12 protein-coding genes are annotated in these 15,817 nt (G+C 66.1%); 3 read left to right on the top strand and 9 right to left on the bottom strand.

Features of this window, described 5'->3' with window-relative positions; genetic code table 11:
• Nucleotides 1-3: 3 nt before the first annotated feature.
• From B9Z01_RS26760 to B9Z01_RS26745, 4 genes are read right to left on the bottom strand one after another with little or no spacing between them, the layout of a single operon-like run.
• Complete coding sequence (locus B9Z01_RS26760) at nt 4-369, bottom strand: UxaA family hydrolase (protein ID WP_085488565.1); 366 nt, start codon at nt 367-369, stop codon at nt 4-6.
• On the bottom strand, nt 369-1,418 hold the full coding sequence (locus B9Z01_RS26755; RefSeq protein WP_085488564.1) for an ABC transporter permease: 1,050 nt from the start codon (nt 1,416-1,418) through the stop codon (nt 369-371). The genes B9Z01_RS26760 and B9Z01_RS26755 overlap by 1 nt, the downstream gene beginning before the upstream one ends.
• On the bottom strand, nt 1,408-2,952 hold the full coding sequence (locus B9Z01_RS26750; protein WP_085488604.1) for a sugar ABC transporter ATP-binding protein: 1,545 nt from the start codon (nt 2,950-2,952) through the stop codon (nt 1,408-1,410). The genes B9Z01_RS26755 and B9Z01_RS26750 overlap by 11 nt, the downstream gene beginning before the upstream one ends.
• Nucleotides 2,953-2,957: 5 nt before the next feature.
• Nucleotides 2,958-4,007 carry a sugar ABC transporter substrate-binding protein gene (locus tag B9Z01_RS26745; protein WP_085488603.1) on the bottom strand — a complete coding sequence of 350 codons (1,050 nt, stop codon included), beginning with the start codon at nt 4,005-4,007 and terminating at the stop codon, nt 2,958-2,960.
• A 268-nt stretch (nt 4,008-4,275) separates the two neighbouring features.
• On the opposite strand from B9Z01_RS26745, the gene B9Z01_RS26740 reads away from it, so the two are divergent.
• Nucleotides 4,276-5,061: an IclR family transcriptional regulator gene (locus tag B9Z01_RS26740; protein ID WP_085488563.1), complete on the top strand. Its 786-nt coding sequence runs from the start codon at nt 4,276-4,278 to the stop codon at nt 5,059-5,061.
• A gap of 137 nt (nt 5,062-5,198) precedes the next feature.
• The gene (locus B9Z01_RS26735; protein WP_085488562.1) at nt 5,199-5,744 is read left to right on the top strand and encodes a hypothetical protein; all 546 of its coding nucleotides are present in this window, start codon (nt 5,199-5,201) and stop codon (nt 5,742-5,744) included.
• 53 nt (nt 5,745-5,797) lie between these two features.
• Here B9Z01_RS26735 and B9Z01_RS26730 read toward each other — a convergent pair whose 3' ends face one another.
• A complete protein-coding gene (locus B9Z01_RS26730) occupies nt 5,798-8,257 on the bottom strand; it encodes a GNAT family N-acetyltransferase (RefSeq protein ID WP_085488561.1) in 2,460 nt (819 codons plus the stop codon).
• Between the two features lie 402 nt (nt 8,258-8,659).
• On the opposite strand from B9Z01_RS26730, the gene B9Z01_RS26725 reads away from it, so the two are divergent.
• Nucleotides 8,660-9,529, top strand: coding sequence for a LysR family transcriptional regulator (locus B9Z01_RS26725; RefSeq protein ID WP_085488560.1), 870 nt, complete (start codon nt 8,660-8,662; stop codon nt 9,527-9,529).
• A gap of 107 nt (nt 9,530-9,636) precedes the next feature.
• Here B9Z01_RS26725 and B9Z01_RS26720 read toward each other — a convergent pair whose 3' ends face one another.
• The 4 genes from B9Z01_RS26720 to B9Z01_RS26705 all read right to left on the bottom strand — a co-directional run bounded on the left by B9Z01_RS26720 (nt 9,637) and on the right by B9Z01_RS26705 (nt 15,669).
• Nucleotides 9,637-11,238 (bottom strand): peptide chain release factor 3, encoded by a 1,602-nt coding sequence (locus tag B9Z01_RS26720; protein ID WP_085488559.1) that lies wholly within the window; start codon nt 11,236-11,238, stop codon nt 9,637-9,639.
• 399 nt (nt 11,239-11,637) lie between these two features.
• Nucleotides 11,638-13,017, bottom strand: a complete 1,380-nt coding sequence (locus B9Z01_RS26715) for an MFS transporter (RefSeq protein ID WP_085488558.1) — start codon at nt 13,015-13,017, stop codon at nt 11,638-11,640.
• A gap of 172 nt (nt 13,018-13,189) precedes the next feature.
• Entirely contained in the window at nt 13,190-14,635 is a 1,446-nt protein-coding gene (locus B9Z01_RS26710) for an NAD-dependent succinate-semialdehyde dehydrogenase (protein ID WP_085488557.1), read from the bottom strand.
• Nucleotides 14,632-15,669: an aldo/keto reductase gene (locus B9Z01_RS26705; protein WP_085488556.1), complete on the bottom strand. Its 1,038-nt coding sequence runs from the start codon at nt 15,667-15,669 to the stop codon at nt 14,632-14,634. Before B9Z01_RS26705 ends, B9Z01_RS26710 begins: the two co-directional genes overlap by 4 nt.
• Nucleotides 15,670-15,817: the final 148 nt, after the last annotated feature.

Below are 15,817 nucleotides of genomic sequence, written 5' to 3'. Positions count from 1 at the left end.
GTGTCAGTGATGGACGAACTCGTGGCCCGCGTCGTGCGTGTAAGTCGGCAGGTAGTCGCTCGCGAGGTTGTGCGTATGCAGATGCGCGCCGCGCGGCACCGCTTCGGTCACGTGACCGATCGGCGCGCCGTAGCGCAGCACCTTGTCGTCTTTCGCAAGTTCACGACGCGCGACCTTGTGGCCGAGTTCGATGGTCTTCGCGAGCGTGACGCGCTCGCCTTCGATCTCGATCTGTGTGCCCGCCGCGAGCCGCGCCGCCGCGATCAGGCAGTTGTCGGCGGGACTGAGCAGGATCAGGCGCGGGTCGGTTGGCAATGAATGACTCGTCAAAGCAGTTCTCCGTAATACGTGCACATCAGGCGTGCGCATCAGTTCTGGCCTTCGCCGCTCGCGAGGCGCGCGACCATCAGCGAGCCGAGGATGATTGCGCCGTAAATCGCCTGAATCCAGAACGACGGCACCTGGGCCAGCGTGAGCAGGTTCTGCACGACGCCGAGCAGCAGCACGCCGGAGAGCGCGCCGAGCATCGTGCCCTTGCCGCCATCGAGCGAAATGCCGCCGATCACGGCCGCCGCGAACACCGTGAAGATCATGCCGTTGCCCTGATTCGCGTTGATCGCGCCGACGTAGCCGGTCACGATCAGGCCGCCGAGCGAAGCGAGCATGCTGCCGAGCACGAACACGCCCCACGTGATGCGCTCGACGCGAATACCCGCCGCGCGCGCCGCTTCCGGATTGCCGCCGATCGCATACAGCGCGCGTCCGAGGCGGTGATAGCGCAGCATGAACGCGGCGACCGCGAACGCTGCCGCCGCGAGCCACACCGAGAGCGGCAGGCCGAACACGATCGTGGTCGCGAGCGTGAAGAACGACGGCGGCATGTCGAACAGCGTGCCGCCCTTGGTCGCGCCGACCAGCATGCCGCGCAGCACGATCAGCATCGCCAGCGTGACGATGAATGCATTCAGCCGCAAACGCACCACCAGAAAGCCGTTGATCAGCCCGATCACCGCGCCGACCGCGACGATCGCGAGCAGTCCGGCCGCCGCGGGCCACTGCGTGCCGAAGCCCGCGGACGCCGCCGGCATCACGAGCATGGCGCCCACTGCGGGCGCGATGCCGACCGTCGATTCGAGCGAGAGATCGAACTTGCCGGTCAGCACGATCAGCGATTCCGCGAGCACGACGAGCGCGAGCGCCGCCGACGCACCGAGCACGCTAATGAGATTCGCGCGCGTCAGAAAGCTCGGGCTCACGAACGCGCCGATCACGATCAGCAGTGCGAGCGCGGGCACGAGCGCCAGATCGCGCAGACGCGCGAGTTCGAAGCGGGCGCGTTTGCCGCCCGTTGCGCTCGCATTCTGCTGCGACGAGGCAGCCGCCGCACCGAAGGCGGGGCTGGGCACACTATTCTTCATGGAGACTGACTCCTTCAACGGATGCGATCAGGTCGTGGTCCTGCCAACCAGCGGGAAACTCGGCCGCGACACGGCCGCGGAACATCACGAGCACGCGGTCGCAGGTGCGCAGATCGTCGAGTTCGCCGGACACGATCAGCACGGCCTTGCCCTCTTCGCGCACACGGTCGACGACCGAGAGCAGCGCTTCCTTCGATTTCACGTCGACGCCCGCGGTAGGGTCGATCAGCACGAGCACATTGGGATCGGTGGCGAGCGCGCGCGCCATCACCACCTTCTGCTGATTGCCGCCCGAGAGGCCCGACACGACATGCTCGGGACCCTGTGCGACGATGCCGAGCGCGTCGATCATCTTGCGGCCGAACGCGTTCTTCTTCGCGGGTGGCGCGATGCCGAACTTGCCGAGCATGCGCGCAATCGTCATCGACGCGTTTTCCGCAACCGATTGCGACAGCACGAGCCCTTCGTGATGCCGGTCCTTCGGCACGCAGCCGATGCCATGCGCAAGCGCGGCGGGCACGTCGCCGGGCGGCAGCACCTTGCCGTCGACGCGGATCGTGCCGCGCTTCGCCGCGCGCAGGCCCGCGATCGCCTCGGCGACGCTCGTGCGGCCGCTGCTGGTCGCGCCGGTCAGGCCGACCACCTCGCCGCGCTTGAGGTCGAACGACACGCCGTCGTAATCGGCGCCGGCGAGATTCTCGACTTGCAGCGCAACCGCGGTATCGGCGGGCAAGGCGGCACGCGACGCCGCATCGGTCACCGCGAGCCCGCCGCGCTCACCCGTCATCGCTTCGATCAGCTTTTCGCGCGGCAGCGCGGATACCGGCGCGCTCACGATATGCCGCGCGTCGCGCAGCACCGTCACGGCCTGGCAGATTTCGTAGACCTCCTGCAGATGATGCGAGATGAACAGGAAGGTCACGCCCTCGCGCTGCAACTCGCCGATGCGCCGGAACAGGCGCTTGATTTCGTCGCCGTCGAGCTGCGCGGTCGGTTCGTCGAGGATGATGAAGCGCGCGCCATACGACAGCGCCCGCGCGATCTCGACGAGTTGCCGCGCTTCGACCGTCAGGTCGCCGGCGCGCGCGTCTTCGCGCACGTCGATCTTCCAGTGGTCGAGCAACGCGCGCGCATCGCGGCGCATCGCGTGCCAGTCGATCATGCCGCCACGCGACGGCTGCCGGTTGATGAAGAGGTTCTCGGCGACACTCAGCTCGCGGATGATCGTCGAATGCTGATAAACGCAGGCGACGCGCTCGCGCCAGGCATCGCGATCCGAGATCGGCGGCGCAGGCTCGCCGCCGAAACGCACCTCGCCGGTGTCGGACTTGCGCAGGCCGGTGAGAATCGACACGAGCGTCGATTTTCCCGCGCCGTTGCGCCCGACAAGCGCATGCGACTCGCCGGCCATCACGCGCAGGCTGACGTCTTTCAGCGCGGCGTGCGAGCCGAAGCGCTTGCCGACTTCGAGCGCTTCGACGACCGCGGGAGATTCCCGCGGCGCAACCGGCGTGACAATCGGTTGGGAAGCCATCGTGCTCATTTGACGGTGTTGCCCCACAACGCCTTGTCGTCGACATTCGCCTTCGTCACGAGCGGCGCGGGCAGTTGATCTTCAAGCAAGCCCGGCGCGAGCTGGATGATGTTGCTGCCGTGATCGGTCGGGCCCGGCTTGAAGGTTTGTCCCGCGAGCGCGGCCTTGATATAGAAGAGCCCGTATTTCGCGTATGAATCGGCCGGCTGCGATATGGTCGCGTCGATCTCGCCGCGGCGAATCGCTTCGAATTCCTGAGGAATACCGTCGTTGCTTACGATCACGATGTGCTTCGGATTGCCAGCCGGAAACAGCATCTGCTTGCGCCGCAGCGTTTGCAGCGTCGGCGACAGATAGACGCCGCCCGCCTGCATGTAGATCGCCTTCACATCGGGATTGGCGGTCAGCAGGCTGTCGAGCGCGGTAGCCGCGACGTCACCCTTCCAGCTCGCCGGAATTTCGAGCAGCGACAGAGCCGGATAGCCCTTCAGACACGCGCGGAACGCCTCGGAACGATCGCGCCCGTTCACCGATGAGAGGTCGCCCATGATCTGCACGACCTTGCCCGACTTCACATGCTCCCCGATGTATTTGCACGCCTTCTCGCCGTACGCGTGATTGTCGGCGCGCACGACCATCGCGACCTTGCCCTGCGTCGGCGCGACATCCACTGCGACGACCGGCACGTTCTTCGCCGCGGCGGCGTCGAGCGCGCGGCTGATCGCCGCCGAATCGAGCGGGCCGACCACGATGCCCTTCGAGCCGAGGTTCAGCAGGTTGTTCATGTCGGTGATCTGCTGCGCGGGATCGCCGTTCGAATTGACCGGCGCGAGGATGTCGAGGCTCATGTCCTTCGCGTACTTCGGCAGGTAGTTGTTGTACGACTGCCAGAACGGCGACGTGAGCAGCGGCAGATCGAGCCCGATCTTGCCGGTGTCGGCGGCATGCGCGGGGCCGCTCGCGGCGAGCCCGGCGACGCACGCGGCGGCGGCCAGTGCGGAAAGTGAGCGGCGGAACAAACGGCGGCCAGCGTGGGGCTTTTGAGCAAACGACATGGTTGTCTCCTGCCAGGTGTAGTTGAACTGCGTGAGCCGGTCGTCGATGCCGGCACTTGGTCCTGCGTTTTCTTTTTCGGGGATATTGGCATTCATTCACCAATGAACGTATTATTCATATACGAACTTTTTTTAGTCAAGCGGCATGCGCGACAGGAAGCGTCCGTGTTTTCCCTGGACGAACAACACGTCGCTTGCGAATCGCTACGCACTTGCCCGCGCGCGCCAGATAATGAGAACTGCACACGCAAATCCGCTTACAACGACGATGGACGCAGAAGACAAAGACGACGACCGTTACCGGGCCCCCGCGCTCGACAAAGGCCTCGACATCCTCGAACTGCTTTCGGAGCAGAAAGAAGGGCTCACGCGCGCCGAGATCACGAAACTGCTGGGCCGCAACGCGAGCGAGATGTACCGGATGCTCGAGCGCCTCGTTGCGCGCCAGTACGTGGTGCGCTCGGCGGCCGGCGACCGCTATTCGCTGAGCCTGAAGCTGTATGCGCTCGCCCATCGTCATCCGCCGATGAACCGGCTGATCGCCGAGGCGCTGCCGCTGATGCAGCGCTTCGCCGATACGGCCGAGCAGTCGTGCCACCTCGTCGTGTACGACCGTGGCAACCTGCTCGTGATCGCCCAGGTCGACGGGCCGGGCACGTGGGGGATGTCGGTGCGGCTCGGCTCGCGGGTCGGTTTGATCGACACCGGATCGGGCCGCGTGATGCTCTCGTTTCAGAGCGTCGAGCAGCGCCGCCAGATGCTTGCCGAGCACACCCGTGTGAAGGGCGAAGTCACGATCGATCGCGAAGCGCTCGAAGACGCGTGCGAGCGGATTCGCGCGGCGGGTTTCTCACAGAAGGACAGTCAGCAGACGTTCGGCGTGACCGATCTGACGTTCCCGATTCTCGGGCCGGCCGGCCAGGCGATTGCGGTGCTCACGTGCCCGTATCTGCGGCGTATCGACGAATACGTCGCGCCGACGCTCGAAGCGGCTACCGTGTTGCTGCGCGAGACGGTGCAGGCATTGTCGATGTTTCGGGAGCAGGCGGCGTAGGGGGTTTCGACCGAGAGTGGGAATGCTCGCGGAAAGGACTGTCCACTGCATATCGGCCGCTCCCGCACATGGTTTAGAATGGCGGCCCTTCCAAAATTACGCCGCATGAGCGGGCTCGTGCGCGCATCGATTGAGCAATGGCCAAACTTCTGACCGATTCCGAATTCCAGCGTTTTTCCGAACTCCAGCAGAAGCAGTCGAGCTTCACGATCACCCCTGAAGAAGCCGACGAGCTGCGCGACATCGTCGCTCACGCGCAAAAGCGCCGCGACGATCGCGCTGCCGCGATGCAAAGCATCGAGACCTTCATCCAGCAATTCGACATCACGCCCGACGAGCTGTTTTCGCCCGAGCAGATCGGCGAAGCGGCGCGCACCTACGGCCTGATTCCGGCCGCGCGCAAGGAGCGCGTGCTGCCGCCTTCGCTGACGTTCAACGGTAAGCCGTATCAATGGACGACGCGTCCGCTGCCCGACGAAATCCGCGTGCCGCTGTTCGACGCGTTCAAGGGCGGCGAATCGGTGAAGTCGTTCATCTCGACGCTGAAGGACGCGAACCGTTGCGCGGCGACGATCGCGCGTCTCGAGCGCGAAACCGGCGCGGTGTACGCGCAGGCATGGCTCGAGGAACTAGCCGTGACGCGCGCGCAGGTCGATGAGGCGGCGGGGAAGCTGGCGGCGTGAGTGGAATGGGTGAGGTAACGCCAGGCGTCGACGCCTCCCCCTCGGCCGCTCGCTCAACGCGCGGGCTGATTCTGTCCTGACTTCGGGTCCGACTTTGGATCCGACTTCGGCCCGCTCGTCGCATCCGCCCCGGCCACCTCGTCCAGCGCCATGCGAAAGCCGACCACGGCGGGATCTTCGGTCCGCGTGATCGTGAAGCCGCTGGCCTTCGCGAGTGCGATCATCACGCCGTTCTCGCGCAGCGCCTCGCCGACGAGCCAGTGAATCCCGCGCGCCCGCGCGTACGCGATGATCCGCTGCATCAGCAGCTGGCCGAGACGCCGGCCTTTCTGGTCCGAGCGCACGGCCACCGCGAATTCGGCCGTCTCGTTGTCGGGATCGGCCACCGCGCGCACCACGCCGAGCGTCTGCGCCACACCTTCCTCGTTGTCGATCGTCGCGATCAGCGCCATTTCGCGGTCGTAGTCGATCTGCGTCATGCGCGCGAGTTGCGAGTGGTCGAACGTCCCGACCGCGCCGAAAAAACGCAGCCGCAAATCCTCGGGCGTCATCGCCTGCACGAAGTCGCGATGCGCGACTTCGTCTTCGGGACGGATCGGCCGCACCGTCACGCGCATGCCGTGCCAGTCGAGCGTTTCCTCGAAGCGCCGCGGATACGGCACGATCGCGAGGCGGCTGCGTTGCGCGCCAAGACTCAGCACCGGCTCGACCACCATCACGCAGTCCCGGTAGACCCTGAGCGTCAACGCAATCCCGACGATCTCGCGCACATTGCAGACCGCCTGCGACAGCGCCGTCAGCGCCGCGAGCGTGGGCTCGGGTGCGACGAGCCGCGCGTAATGCGAACGCTTGACGATGTCGCGCGCGAGTATCGGATTGAGCGGCGGCAGACCATAGACGCTCAACGCGTCGGACACGCCATCGACCGGTGGCGCGGTGAAGCGGAACACGGGGCCGAAGTTATCGTCGTCGTGGAGTTCGACGGTGATGTCGACGATGGAGTTTGGAGCGAGGGTCGTGCCGCTCGCCGCGTCCTCTCCATTCGCCCCCTCCACCTGCAACCCGAAGCGCGCCAGAAACCGCGCCGCCGCTTCCCCCGTGAGCCGGCTCGTCCCCGCGTCGAGCGCCGCGCGAGCCTGCGCCTGAGCCGCGTCGATCGCCTCGGGAATCTGCGCGGCCAGGCCCTCCGGCGTTTGCATCAGCAGCTCGCGGCCCAGCCGGTAATCGACGAGACGCGCAAACGCGCGCGCGAGCCGCTGCGGCGTCGTGTGAACCGGGATGCCCTGCGCGTGCAGCGCGTCGCGCATCGTCGCGTCGAGCCCGCCGAAGAAGCACGCGAGCAGCCCGCGATACGCGAAGCGCTGATGCGCGATCAACGCCTGCGCCACCTCGTCGACCGGCGCGCCGTGCGTCGATGCGTGGACCACGAACGCCGTGCCCGTGCTGCGATGCTCGGCGAGCAGCTTCAGCACGGTGCCGAAATGCTCGGGACGCGCGTCGTCGCCGAGCTGCAGCGGATTGCCGCCGACCACATGCGGCAGCGCCTCGCGCAACGCGTCCGATGCCTCGGCGGGCCACGGCGCGAGCGTCCCGCCGGCGGCGGCGAACGCGTCGCACGCGAGCGTCGCGAGGCCGCGGTCGCTCGTAATCAGCGTCGCCGTCGCGCCCGCCGCCACGCGTCCCACACCGAGCGTTTCGATTTCGTCGAGCAGATCGTCGAGCGCGTCGACGCGCACGAGGCCCGCGCGCCGGAACGCCGCCGTGTAGAGCCCGTCGGCGGGATCGTCGCGGCCCGAGCGCAGCGCGAGCACCGGCTTGTTGCGCGCCGCCGCGCGCGCGGCCGACATGAACTTGCGCGCGGCGCGCACCGTATCGAGTTCGAGCAGGATCGCGCGCGTGCCGGGGTCGCTCGCGAGATAGTCGAGCACGTCGCCCGCGTCGACGTCGGCCTCCTCGCCGAGCGCCACCGCATGCGAAAAACCGAGCCCGCGCGCGTGCGCCCAGCCCAGCACCGCGTTGGTCAGCGCATTCGACTGCGACACCCACGCGACGCCGCCTGCCTTGACCGTGCACGACGGCGCCCCCAGATGCGCGCCGAGCGCCGGCGACACCACACCGAGACTGCTCGGCCCGACGATGCGCAGCAGATACGGACGCGCGGCCGACAGCGCGTGCCGCAGCGCGAGCCGGTCTTCGTCGCCACGCACCTCGCCGACGATGATCGCCGCGCGCGTGCCCATGCCGCCGAGCCGGTGGATCAGCGCGGGCCACGTCGCGGGCGGCGTGCAGATCACCGCGACGGTGGGCGCCTGCGGCAGATCGCCGGCGTCGCGGATCACCGCATGGCCAGCGAGCGTTTCGTACTTCGGATTGACCGGCCACAGCGGGCCCGCGAAGCCGCCTTCGAGCACGCGCGCCCACACCATCGCGCCGGTGCTGCCCGGCCGTTCGGACGCGCCGATCACGGCGACGGATTTGGGTCGAAACAGGGCGTCGAGATTGCGAACGGTCACGGGCGCTCCACGAAGTAAGAGAGACAGGCCGGTGCGGCGCGAGCGCGCGCGCTTCCGTCAGCATAGGCGAAGTCGCGCGGGCGCGGGGCGTCTCGCCGCGACCATGACATGCGCGAAACGCACGGGATCAGCGTGCGGCTAACGTGCCCCTCCCCTGCAACCGGCGAGCGCACGGTCAAGATATTTTGCAACCTGATCAAGCACAAAACCGAGTGGCAATGCGACAATCATTCGGCCATCCGAAGGAAGGCAAAGCGGTTTGCCTCGCATGAATCGCCGGCGGATGGCGGGTGAAATTGCGCGCAGGAGACGACTCGACGCGCAGCCGGCAAGCAGCAACCCGGACCCCGCGCGACAGGCGTATGTGAGGCCCGGGCGACTACAAGAAACAGAAGGTGATTTATGCGGCGCTTGCCATCGCTGATCGCGTTGCGCTTCTTCGAAGAAACGGCCCGGCATATGAGTTTCAATCGGGCAGCCGCAGCGCTGTGCGTCACGCAAGGGGCGGTGAGCCGGCAGATCAAGCTGCTCGAGGAATCGCTCGGCACAAAGCTGTTCGAGCGCGATCACAAGGGCATACGCCTCACGCAAGCGGGCCTCGAGTTGCTGCCCTGTCTCACGGAAGCTTTCGACACGATCGAGCGCGGCTTTCGTCAGATAACCGTAGTCAAGGGGCGCCGCCGCCTCGTGGTCGCCGTGCCGCCTACTTTCGCGACGCAGTGGTTCTCGCCGCGGCTCGGCTCGCTCGCGGTGGAATTGCCCGACGTCGAACTGTCGATCCGCACCGAGCCGAGCGCCGATTGCCACTGCCAGATCCGCTTCGCGCGCCACGCGCTGCCGGACACGCATTCCGAATTGCTGATGATGGAGCGGCACGTCCTCGTCGGCGCGCCGCAACTGCTCGGCCGGCCGCTCGACGCGCTGCTCGACTCGATGCCCGCGCTACACGTGCTGCACAACGACGCGCGCCTCGAACTGTGGCCCAACTGGCTCGCCAAGGCCGGGCTGCCCGCGCGCTACTCGGAAAACGGCATCGAATTCTCGACGCTCGAACAGGCGATTCGCGCGGCGAGCAAGGGTGCGGGTTTAGCGATCGTCGACAGGAACATGATCGTCGAGGAACTCACGAGCGGCACGCTCGCGCAGTTTTCCGATATCGAGGTGGCAGGTCCTTTCGGCTATTGGCTCGATGTCGCGCAAGGGCATGCGGCGCTCGAATATGTGCAGGCGTTTGGGGGGTGGCTGCGCGATGAGGTGTTGAAGATGCGGTGACCGTGCGGGTGCTGTGCCGCCAGGAAAAAAGCCGCGTCGAATGACGCGGCTTTCTGTTGTGAAGCCGAAGCTGCGGGCGGTTGGCGGTTGCCCGCCATCACCCACTCTTACATCGCCTTCCTGAACGGCGCTCCCGAATGCTCGCGCAATTCATTGAACACGATCTTCGGCCACGCCTTCTGCGCAACTTCGATCTCCGACACGTGCGAGGCCAGATAGGTCGGCGCGTCGGATGCATCGAGCGCGATCCGCGCCGAGTATGAATCCGTGAAGCGGCGCAATTCGGCCGAGTCGTCGCAGGTCACCCAGCGCGACAGGCGGTAACGCGCGGGCGCCATGCGCACGTCGACCTTGTATTCGGTCGACAGACGGTGCGACACCACTTCGAACTGCAGTTGCCCGACCGCGCCGAGAATCATCAGTCCGCCCGCCTCCGGACGGAACACCTGAATCGCGCCTTCCTCGCCGAGCTGCTTGAGCGCTTCGCCGAGCTGCTTCGCGCGCATCGGATCGACCACTTCGACCGTCTGGAAAATTTCCGGCGCGAAGAACGGCAAGCCGACGAATTGCAGCTGCTCGCCTTCGGTCAGCGTATCGCCGAGACTGAGCGTGCCATGATTCGGAATCCCGATGATGTCGCCCGGATACGCCTCGCTCACGGTCTCGCGGCGCTGCGACAGGAACGTCACGACGTTGTTCGCGCGAAACGACTTGTTCGAGCGCGTGACCTTCACGGCCATGCCGCGCTCGAAACGTCCCGAGCACACGCGAATGAACGCGACGCGGTCGCGGTGCGCGAGGTCCATGTTCGCCTGCACCTTGAACACGACGCCGGTGAACTTCGGCTCTTCCGGCAGCACCGGACGCTGCACCGTCATGCGCATCGACGGCGGCGGAGCGAGGTCGACGAGCGCGTCGAGAATTTCCTTCACGCCGAAGTTGTTGATCGCCGAGCCGAACAACACCGGCGACTGCTGGCCGGCAAGGAACTGCTCGCGGTCGAACTCGGGCGTCGCGCCGCTGATCAGATCGATCTCTTCCTTCGCGCGCACCCAGGCGTGGCCGAAACGGTGCTCGCCTTCCTCGCCGCCCAGCGCCTGCAGCGTTTCCACCGCGCCGCCGGCCGTATCCTGGCCCGCGCGGAACACGCGCACCTGATCGCGCTGAACGTCGTAGACGCCCTGAAAATCCTTGCCCATGCCGATCGGCCAGGTAAACGGCACGGCGGACACGCCGAGGTGCTGCTCGATTTCATCGAGCAGTTCGAGCGGCTCACGCACCTCGCGGTCGAGCTTGTTGATGAACGTGACGATCGGCGTCTTGCGGCTGCGGCAGACTTCGAGCAGCTTCAGCGTCTGCGCTTCGACACCGTTCGCGCCGTCGATCACCATCACGGCGGCATCGACCGCGGTCAGCACGCGATAGGTGTCCTCGGAGAAGTCCTCGTGACCCGGCGTGTCGAGCAGGTTGATGACGCACTCGCCGTACTCGAACTGCATCACCGAGCTGGCGACCGAAATGCCGCGCTGCTTTTCGATTTCCATCCAGTCGGACGTCGCGTAGCGGTTGCTCTTGCGGCCCTTCACGGTGCCGGCGATCTGGATCGCGCCCGAAAACAGCAGCAGCTTTTCGGTGAGCGTGGTTTTACCCGCGTCCGGGTGGGAAATGACCGCGAACGTGCGGCGGCGTTTGAGTTCGGAGACTGACATCGGGTCTGGCGGTCACGGAAAGGGGTTCAGGCGGTTCCCGGCGCCCTCGGGCGGCCGGTATGCCGCGCATGGCGCGGCGGCGGCGAGCTGCGCGAGTCGGGCGAAAGCCCGGAAACGACTGGAGATCTCGCCGCGTCGTGAAACAGGCTACGAACGTGGCCGCCAACCTGGCTGCGGCAAAGGCCGCAAACCGGGCCTCGGCCCAACGTTCGACAATACGGGAATCGCCAGCGCAGAACGGCGCAAGGTGCGAATGATACACGCCTCGCGCGGCAGCCGGGGGAAAGCGGGCTGCACGCGGCCAAGCCACGCCGAAAACGAACCGCGCCCGAACCACAACATGGTTCGGGCGCGCATTCCCGGCGATCCGGGCCTAAGAAGAGAGGAAAGTCCGGCCTGTTACGCCCCGCTTGCCTGGTTCAACGTCAGATGCCGCGTTTCCGGCGCCCACGCAATCGACACGATCATCCCGATCAGCAGCACGGCCGCCAGCACCATCATCGTGACCTGGAAACCGAGGTGGACGATGCCGAGCGGCAGCAGGAACGTGCCCACCGCCGAGCCGAGCCGGCTGCATGCAATCGCGAGGCCGACGCCGCACGCGCGCACCTCGGTGGGAAAGCACTCCGGCGGAAACACGCCGACGAGATTCGAGAACGCGGACATCGTCAGCGTGAACACCGCAAACGCGACGATCATGCCGGCGCTCGCCGACCCCGGCAACAGACTCAGCGCGAGCAGCGACACGCACGTCACCGCGAACGAGCCGATCAGGAACACGCGGCGCGGCAGCTTGATCGTGAGCCAGATGCCGATCAGCGCGCCGAGCACGAGAAAGCCGTTCAGCAGGAAGTCCGCGCCCGAGTCGTGGTTCAGGTGAATGGCCTTCAGGATCGTCGGCAGGAACGTGTAGATCGCGAAGTACGGAATGACCAGACACACGAAGAACGCGCAGTTGAAAATGGTCCGGCGAATCAGGTCCGGTTTGAACAGGCGCATGAAGCCGCCGGGCGCGGGCGCGTGGTCGTCGTCGGCGACGTCGAGCGTGACGTTCGGGCCGAAGTACTTCGTCACGATCGCGCGAGCCTCCGCAATCCGGCCTTTGCCGTGCAGCCAGCGCGGCGACTCCGGTGTGCCCATGCGCAGCACGAGGACACACAGCGCGGGCACGCCCGCCGACGCGAGCAGCCAGCGCCACGCATCGGGCGACGCATCGGCGTAATGCATACCGAGCACGTTCGCGATCACGTAGCCGACGGTCCACACCACGCTGAACGAACCGAGCAGCGTGCCGCGATGCTTGCGTGGCGAGAACTCGGCGAGAATCGCGTGACCGACGGCAAAATCTCCGCCCATGCCGAAGCCGATCAATACCCGCAGCAGACATAGCTCCAGCGGCGAGCGCACATAGAACTGCGCAAACGCAGCCGCCGTGATAATCAGAAAGCTCAGCAGAAAAATCTTCTGGCGTCCGAGGCGGTCCGACAGCCAGCCGAACACGAGGCTGCCGATGAAAATGCCCATCAGCGCGGAACTGCCGACCATGCCCATCCAGAAGGCGTCGAGCGGCATCTGGCGATTCATCGACGCGAGCGCATAGCCGATCGTGCCGAGCGCGAAACCTTCGGTGAAGTGCGCGCCGAACGTGAGGCCGGCGATCTTCACGTGGAACGCGTTCAGCGGAACGTCGTCGAGAGAAATGGCGCCGCGCGCGGCGGCCGTCGCCGGCAAATGGTGGGGCAGGCCCAGAGCGGCCACCTGAATGTCCTGATTGCTCACGCTGTCTCCTTTGTCGACCGGAGCGAGTGCTTCAGCACTTACTCCGGTCACATGCAAGATGCTTGCTGTTGGTATCGATCCCTGACGCAGCCCGTGCTGGCGGCTGCGCCCTGTGCTGCGTCCCCGTTCGCTTTCACGTTTGCTTCGGGTTCCGCGCTTGCTTGCGCTTCCGTCAGCGCCCGAGGCCGCCCATCATCATGTATTTGAGCTCCATGTATTCGTCGAGCCCGTACTTCGAGCCTTCGCGGCCGAGCCCCGATTGCTTGACGCCGCCGAACGGCGCGACTTCGGTCGACAGAATCCCTTCGTTGATGGCGACCATGCCGCTTTCGAGCGCCTCGCCGACGCGCCAGGCCCGCGCGAGATCGCGCGTGTAGAAATACGCGGAGAGACCGAACGGCGTGTCGTTGGCTGCGGCGATCGCTTCCTGCTCGGTCTTGAAGCGGAAGCACGCGGCGACCGGACCGAAGGTTTCTTCGCTGGCGATCAGCATCGAACTCGACGCGTCCGCGAGCACGGTCGGCTCGTAGAACGTGCCGCCGAGCGCATGCGGCTTGCCCCCGGTCAACACGCGCGCGCCCTTCTGCAACGCATCGGCGACGTGCGCCTCGACCTTCTTCAACGCCGCCTGATTGATGAGCGGTCCCTGCTCGACCTCGCCCCGCAGCGCGTTGCCGACGCGCATCCCGCGCACCGCCTGCGTGAGCGCTGCAGTGAACGCCTCGTAGATGCCGTCCTGCACGTAGAAGCGGTTCACGCACACACAGGTCTGCCCGGTGTTGCGGAACTTCGATGCCATCGCGCCCTGCACGGCCGCGTCGACATCGGCGTCGTCGAACACGATGAACGGCGCGTTGCCGCCGAGTTCGAGCGAGAGCTTCTTCAGCGTATCCGCCGATTGCCGGGCGAGCAGTTTGCCGACGCGCGTCGAGCCCGTGAACGAGAGCTTGCGCACCACGTCCGATTCGGTGAGCGCGCCGCCGATCGCGACCGCATCGCCGGACACGATGTTGAACACGCCCGCCGGAATGCCCGCGCGCTCAGCGAGCACCGCAAGCGCGAACGCGGACAACGGTGTTTCCTCGGACGGCTTGAGCACCATCGTGCAGCCGGCCGCGAGCGCGGGGCCGGCCTTGCGCGTAATCATCGCGAGCGGAAAATTCCATGGCGTGATGGCCGCGACCACGCCGACCGGTTCGCGCGTCACGACGATCTTCGCGTTCGGATTGGGACTCGGGATCACGTCGCCATAGGCGCGCTTCGCCTCCTCCGCGAACCACTCGAAGAAGCTCGCCGCATAGCCGACTTCGCCGCGCGCTTCGGCAAGCGGCTTGCCTTGCTCGAGCGTCAGCAGTTCGGCGAGCGCGTCGCGATTCTCGAGCATCAGCTCGCCCCAGCGCTTCACGCGCGCGCCGCGCTCTTTCGCGGTCAACGCCCGCCATGCGGGAAACGCGCGGGATGCGGCGGCGATCGCCTGCGCGGTTTGCGCCGCGCCGCCTTTCGCGACCTCGGCTATCACTTCGCCCGTCGCGGGATTCAGCACCGCATAGGTGCTCTTGCCGGCGCCGTCGTACCACTCGCCGTTGATGTAATGCCCTGTGCGAAGAAATTCGTTCATGCGGCCTTCTCCAGATTGTCGGCGAACACGCCTTGCGCGAGCCGCGGCTCGCGAGCGATGCGCCGGCTCGCGGTGTAGTCGTTGATGAGATCGCACGGCGTGTAGTTGCGCTCGAGCTCGAACAGTTCGTCGTCGGTGAGCGTCGTGCCGAGCGCGGCGAGCGCGCTGTCGAATTGCGCGGGCGTATCGGCGCCGACCAGCATGCTCGCGACGCCGCCGTGATTGAGCACCCACGCCTGCGCGATCTGCGCGGCCGCCACGCCGCGCCGTGCCGCCACGCGCGCGACGGACGCCGCGATTTCGCGCGAGGCGCGATCGCCGTACATCTGCGCGGTGAAGAAATCGGTCTGATTGCGCGTCGAGTTCGGCTCGCAGGTCAGTAGCCCGCGCGCGAGCGGACTGAACACCGACACGCCGATGCCTTGATCCCGGCAGTACGGAATCATTTCGCGCTCTTCCTCGCGATACGCGAGATTCAACTGCAACTGCATGTTGACCGGCTTGTGCCAGCCGTTGCGCTCGCAGGCCTGCATGATCTTCGCGAGCTGCCACGTGTACATCGTCGACACGCCGATATAGCGCGCCTTGCCCGCGCACACGATGTCGTTCAACGCGCCCATTGTTTCTTCGACCGGCGTGTTCACGTCGAAGAAATGCAGCATGTAGATGTCGACGTAGTCCATGCCGAGGCGCTTGAGCGAGCCGTCGATGCCGTCCATCACGTGCTTGCGCGAATGGCCGCCCGCGTTCTGATACGCGCCCATGTCATAGCCGACCTTGGTCGTCACGACGATTTCCTCGCGGCGCGCGACGCGCTTCAGAATGCGGCCCACCACTTCCTCGCCGACACCGGTCGAATAAAAATCGGCGAGGTCGATGAAGTTGACGCCCGCGTCGAGCGCGTGACGCACGATCGGCTCGCTTTGCGCTTCGTCGAAGATCCACGGCTTCCATTGCGGTGTGCCCATGTTCATCGTGCCGAGGCACAGACGCGAAACCTTCAGGCCGGACTGGCCGAGGCGAATGTATTCCATGCTGCTTGTCTCCTTTGTCGATCGGAGTGAGTGCTTTAGCGGTTGATTCGTGGTTGGCGCTTTGGCACCTACTCCGATCCCATGCAAGATGGTTGCGGCCGGGCATGTCGATCTCTTCGACACCGCCCGAAGTATGTTTAGGTATCCT

The organism is Paraburkholderia susongensis (genome assembly GCF_900177725.1).
GTDB classification, from domain to species: Bacteria; Pseudomonadota; Gammaproteobacteria; order Burkholderiales; family Burkholderiaceae; genus Paraburkholderia; species Paraburkholderia susongensis.
The sequence above is the reverse complement of the archived record's forward strand: the minus strand, read 5'-3'. Positions and strand labels throughout refer to the sequence as shown.

Excerpts from the sequence above, each read along its gene's own strand:
- B9Z01_RS26710 (WP_085488557.1), bottom strand. The coding sequence starts at position 14,635 with ATGAACGAATTTCTTCGCACAGGGCATTACATCAACGGCGAGTGGTAC.
- B9Z01_RS26750 (WP_085488604.1), bottom strand. The coding sequence starts at position 2,952 with ATGGCTTCCCAACCGATTGTCACGCCGGTTGCGCCGCGGGAATCTCCC.
- B9Z01_RS26705 (WP_085488556.1), bottom strand. The coding sequence starts at position 15,669 with ATGGAATACATTCGCCTCGGCCAGTCCGGCCTGAAGGTTTCGCGTCTG.
- B9Z01_RS26735 (WP_085488562.1), top strand. The coding sequence starts at position 5,199 with ATGGCCAAACTTCTGACCGATTCCGAATTCCAGCGTTTTTCCGAACTC.
- B9Z01_RS26740 (WP_085488563.1), top strand. The coding sequence starts at position 4,276 with ATGGACGCAGAAGACAAAGACGACGACCGTTACCGGGCCCCCGCGCTC.
- B9Z01_RS26760 (WP_085488565.1), bottom strand. The coding sequence starts at position 369 with ATGCGCACGCCTGATGTGCACGTATTACGGAGAACTGCTTTGACGAGT.
- B9Z01_RS26755 (WP_085488564.1), bottom strand. The coding sequence starts at position 1,418 with ATGAAGAATAGTGTGCCCAGCCCCGCCTTCGGTGCGGCGGCTGCCTCG.
- B9Z01_RS26720 (WP_085488559.1), bottom strand. The coding sequence starts at position 11,238 with ATGTCAGTCTCCGAACTCAAACGCCGCCGCACGTTCGCGGTCATTTCC.
- B9Z01_RS26745 (WP_085488603.1), bottom strand. The coding sequence starts at position 4,007 with ATGTCGTTTGCTCAAAAGCCCCACGCTGGCCGCCGTTTGTTCCGCCGC.
- B9Z01_RS26725 (WP_085488560.1), top strand. The coding sequence starts at position 8,660 with ATGCGGCGCTTGCCATCGCTGATCGCGTTGCGCTTCTTCGAAGAAACG.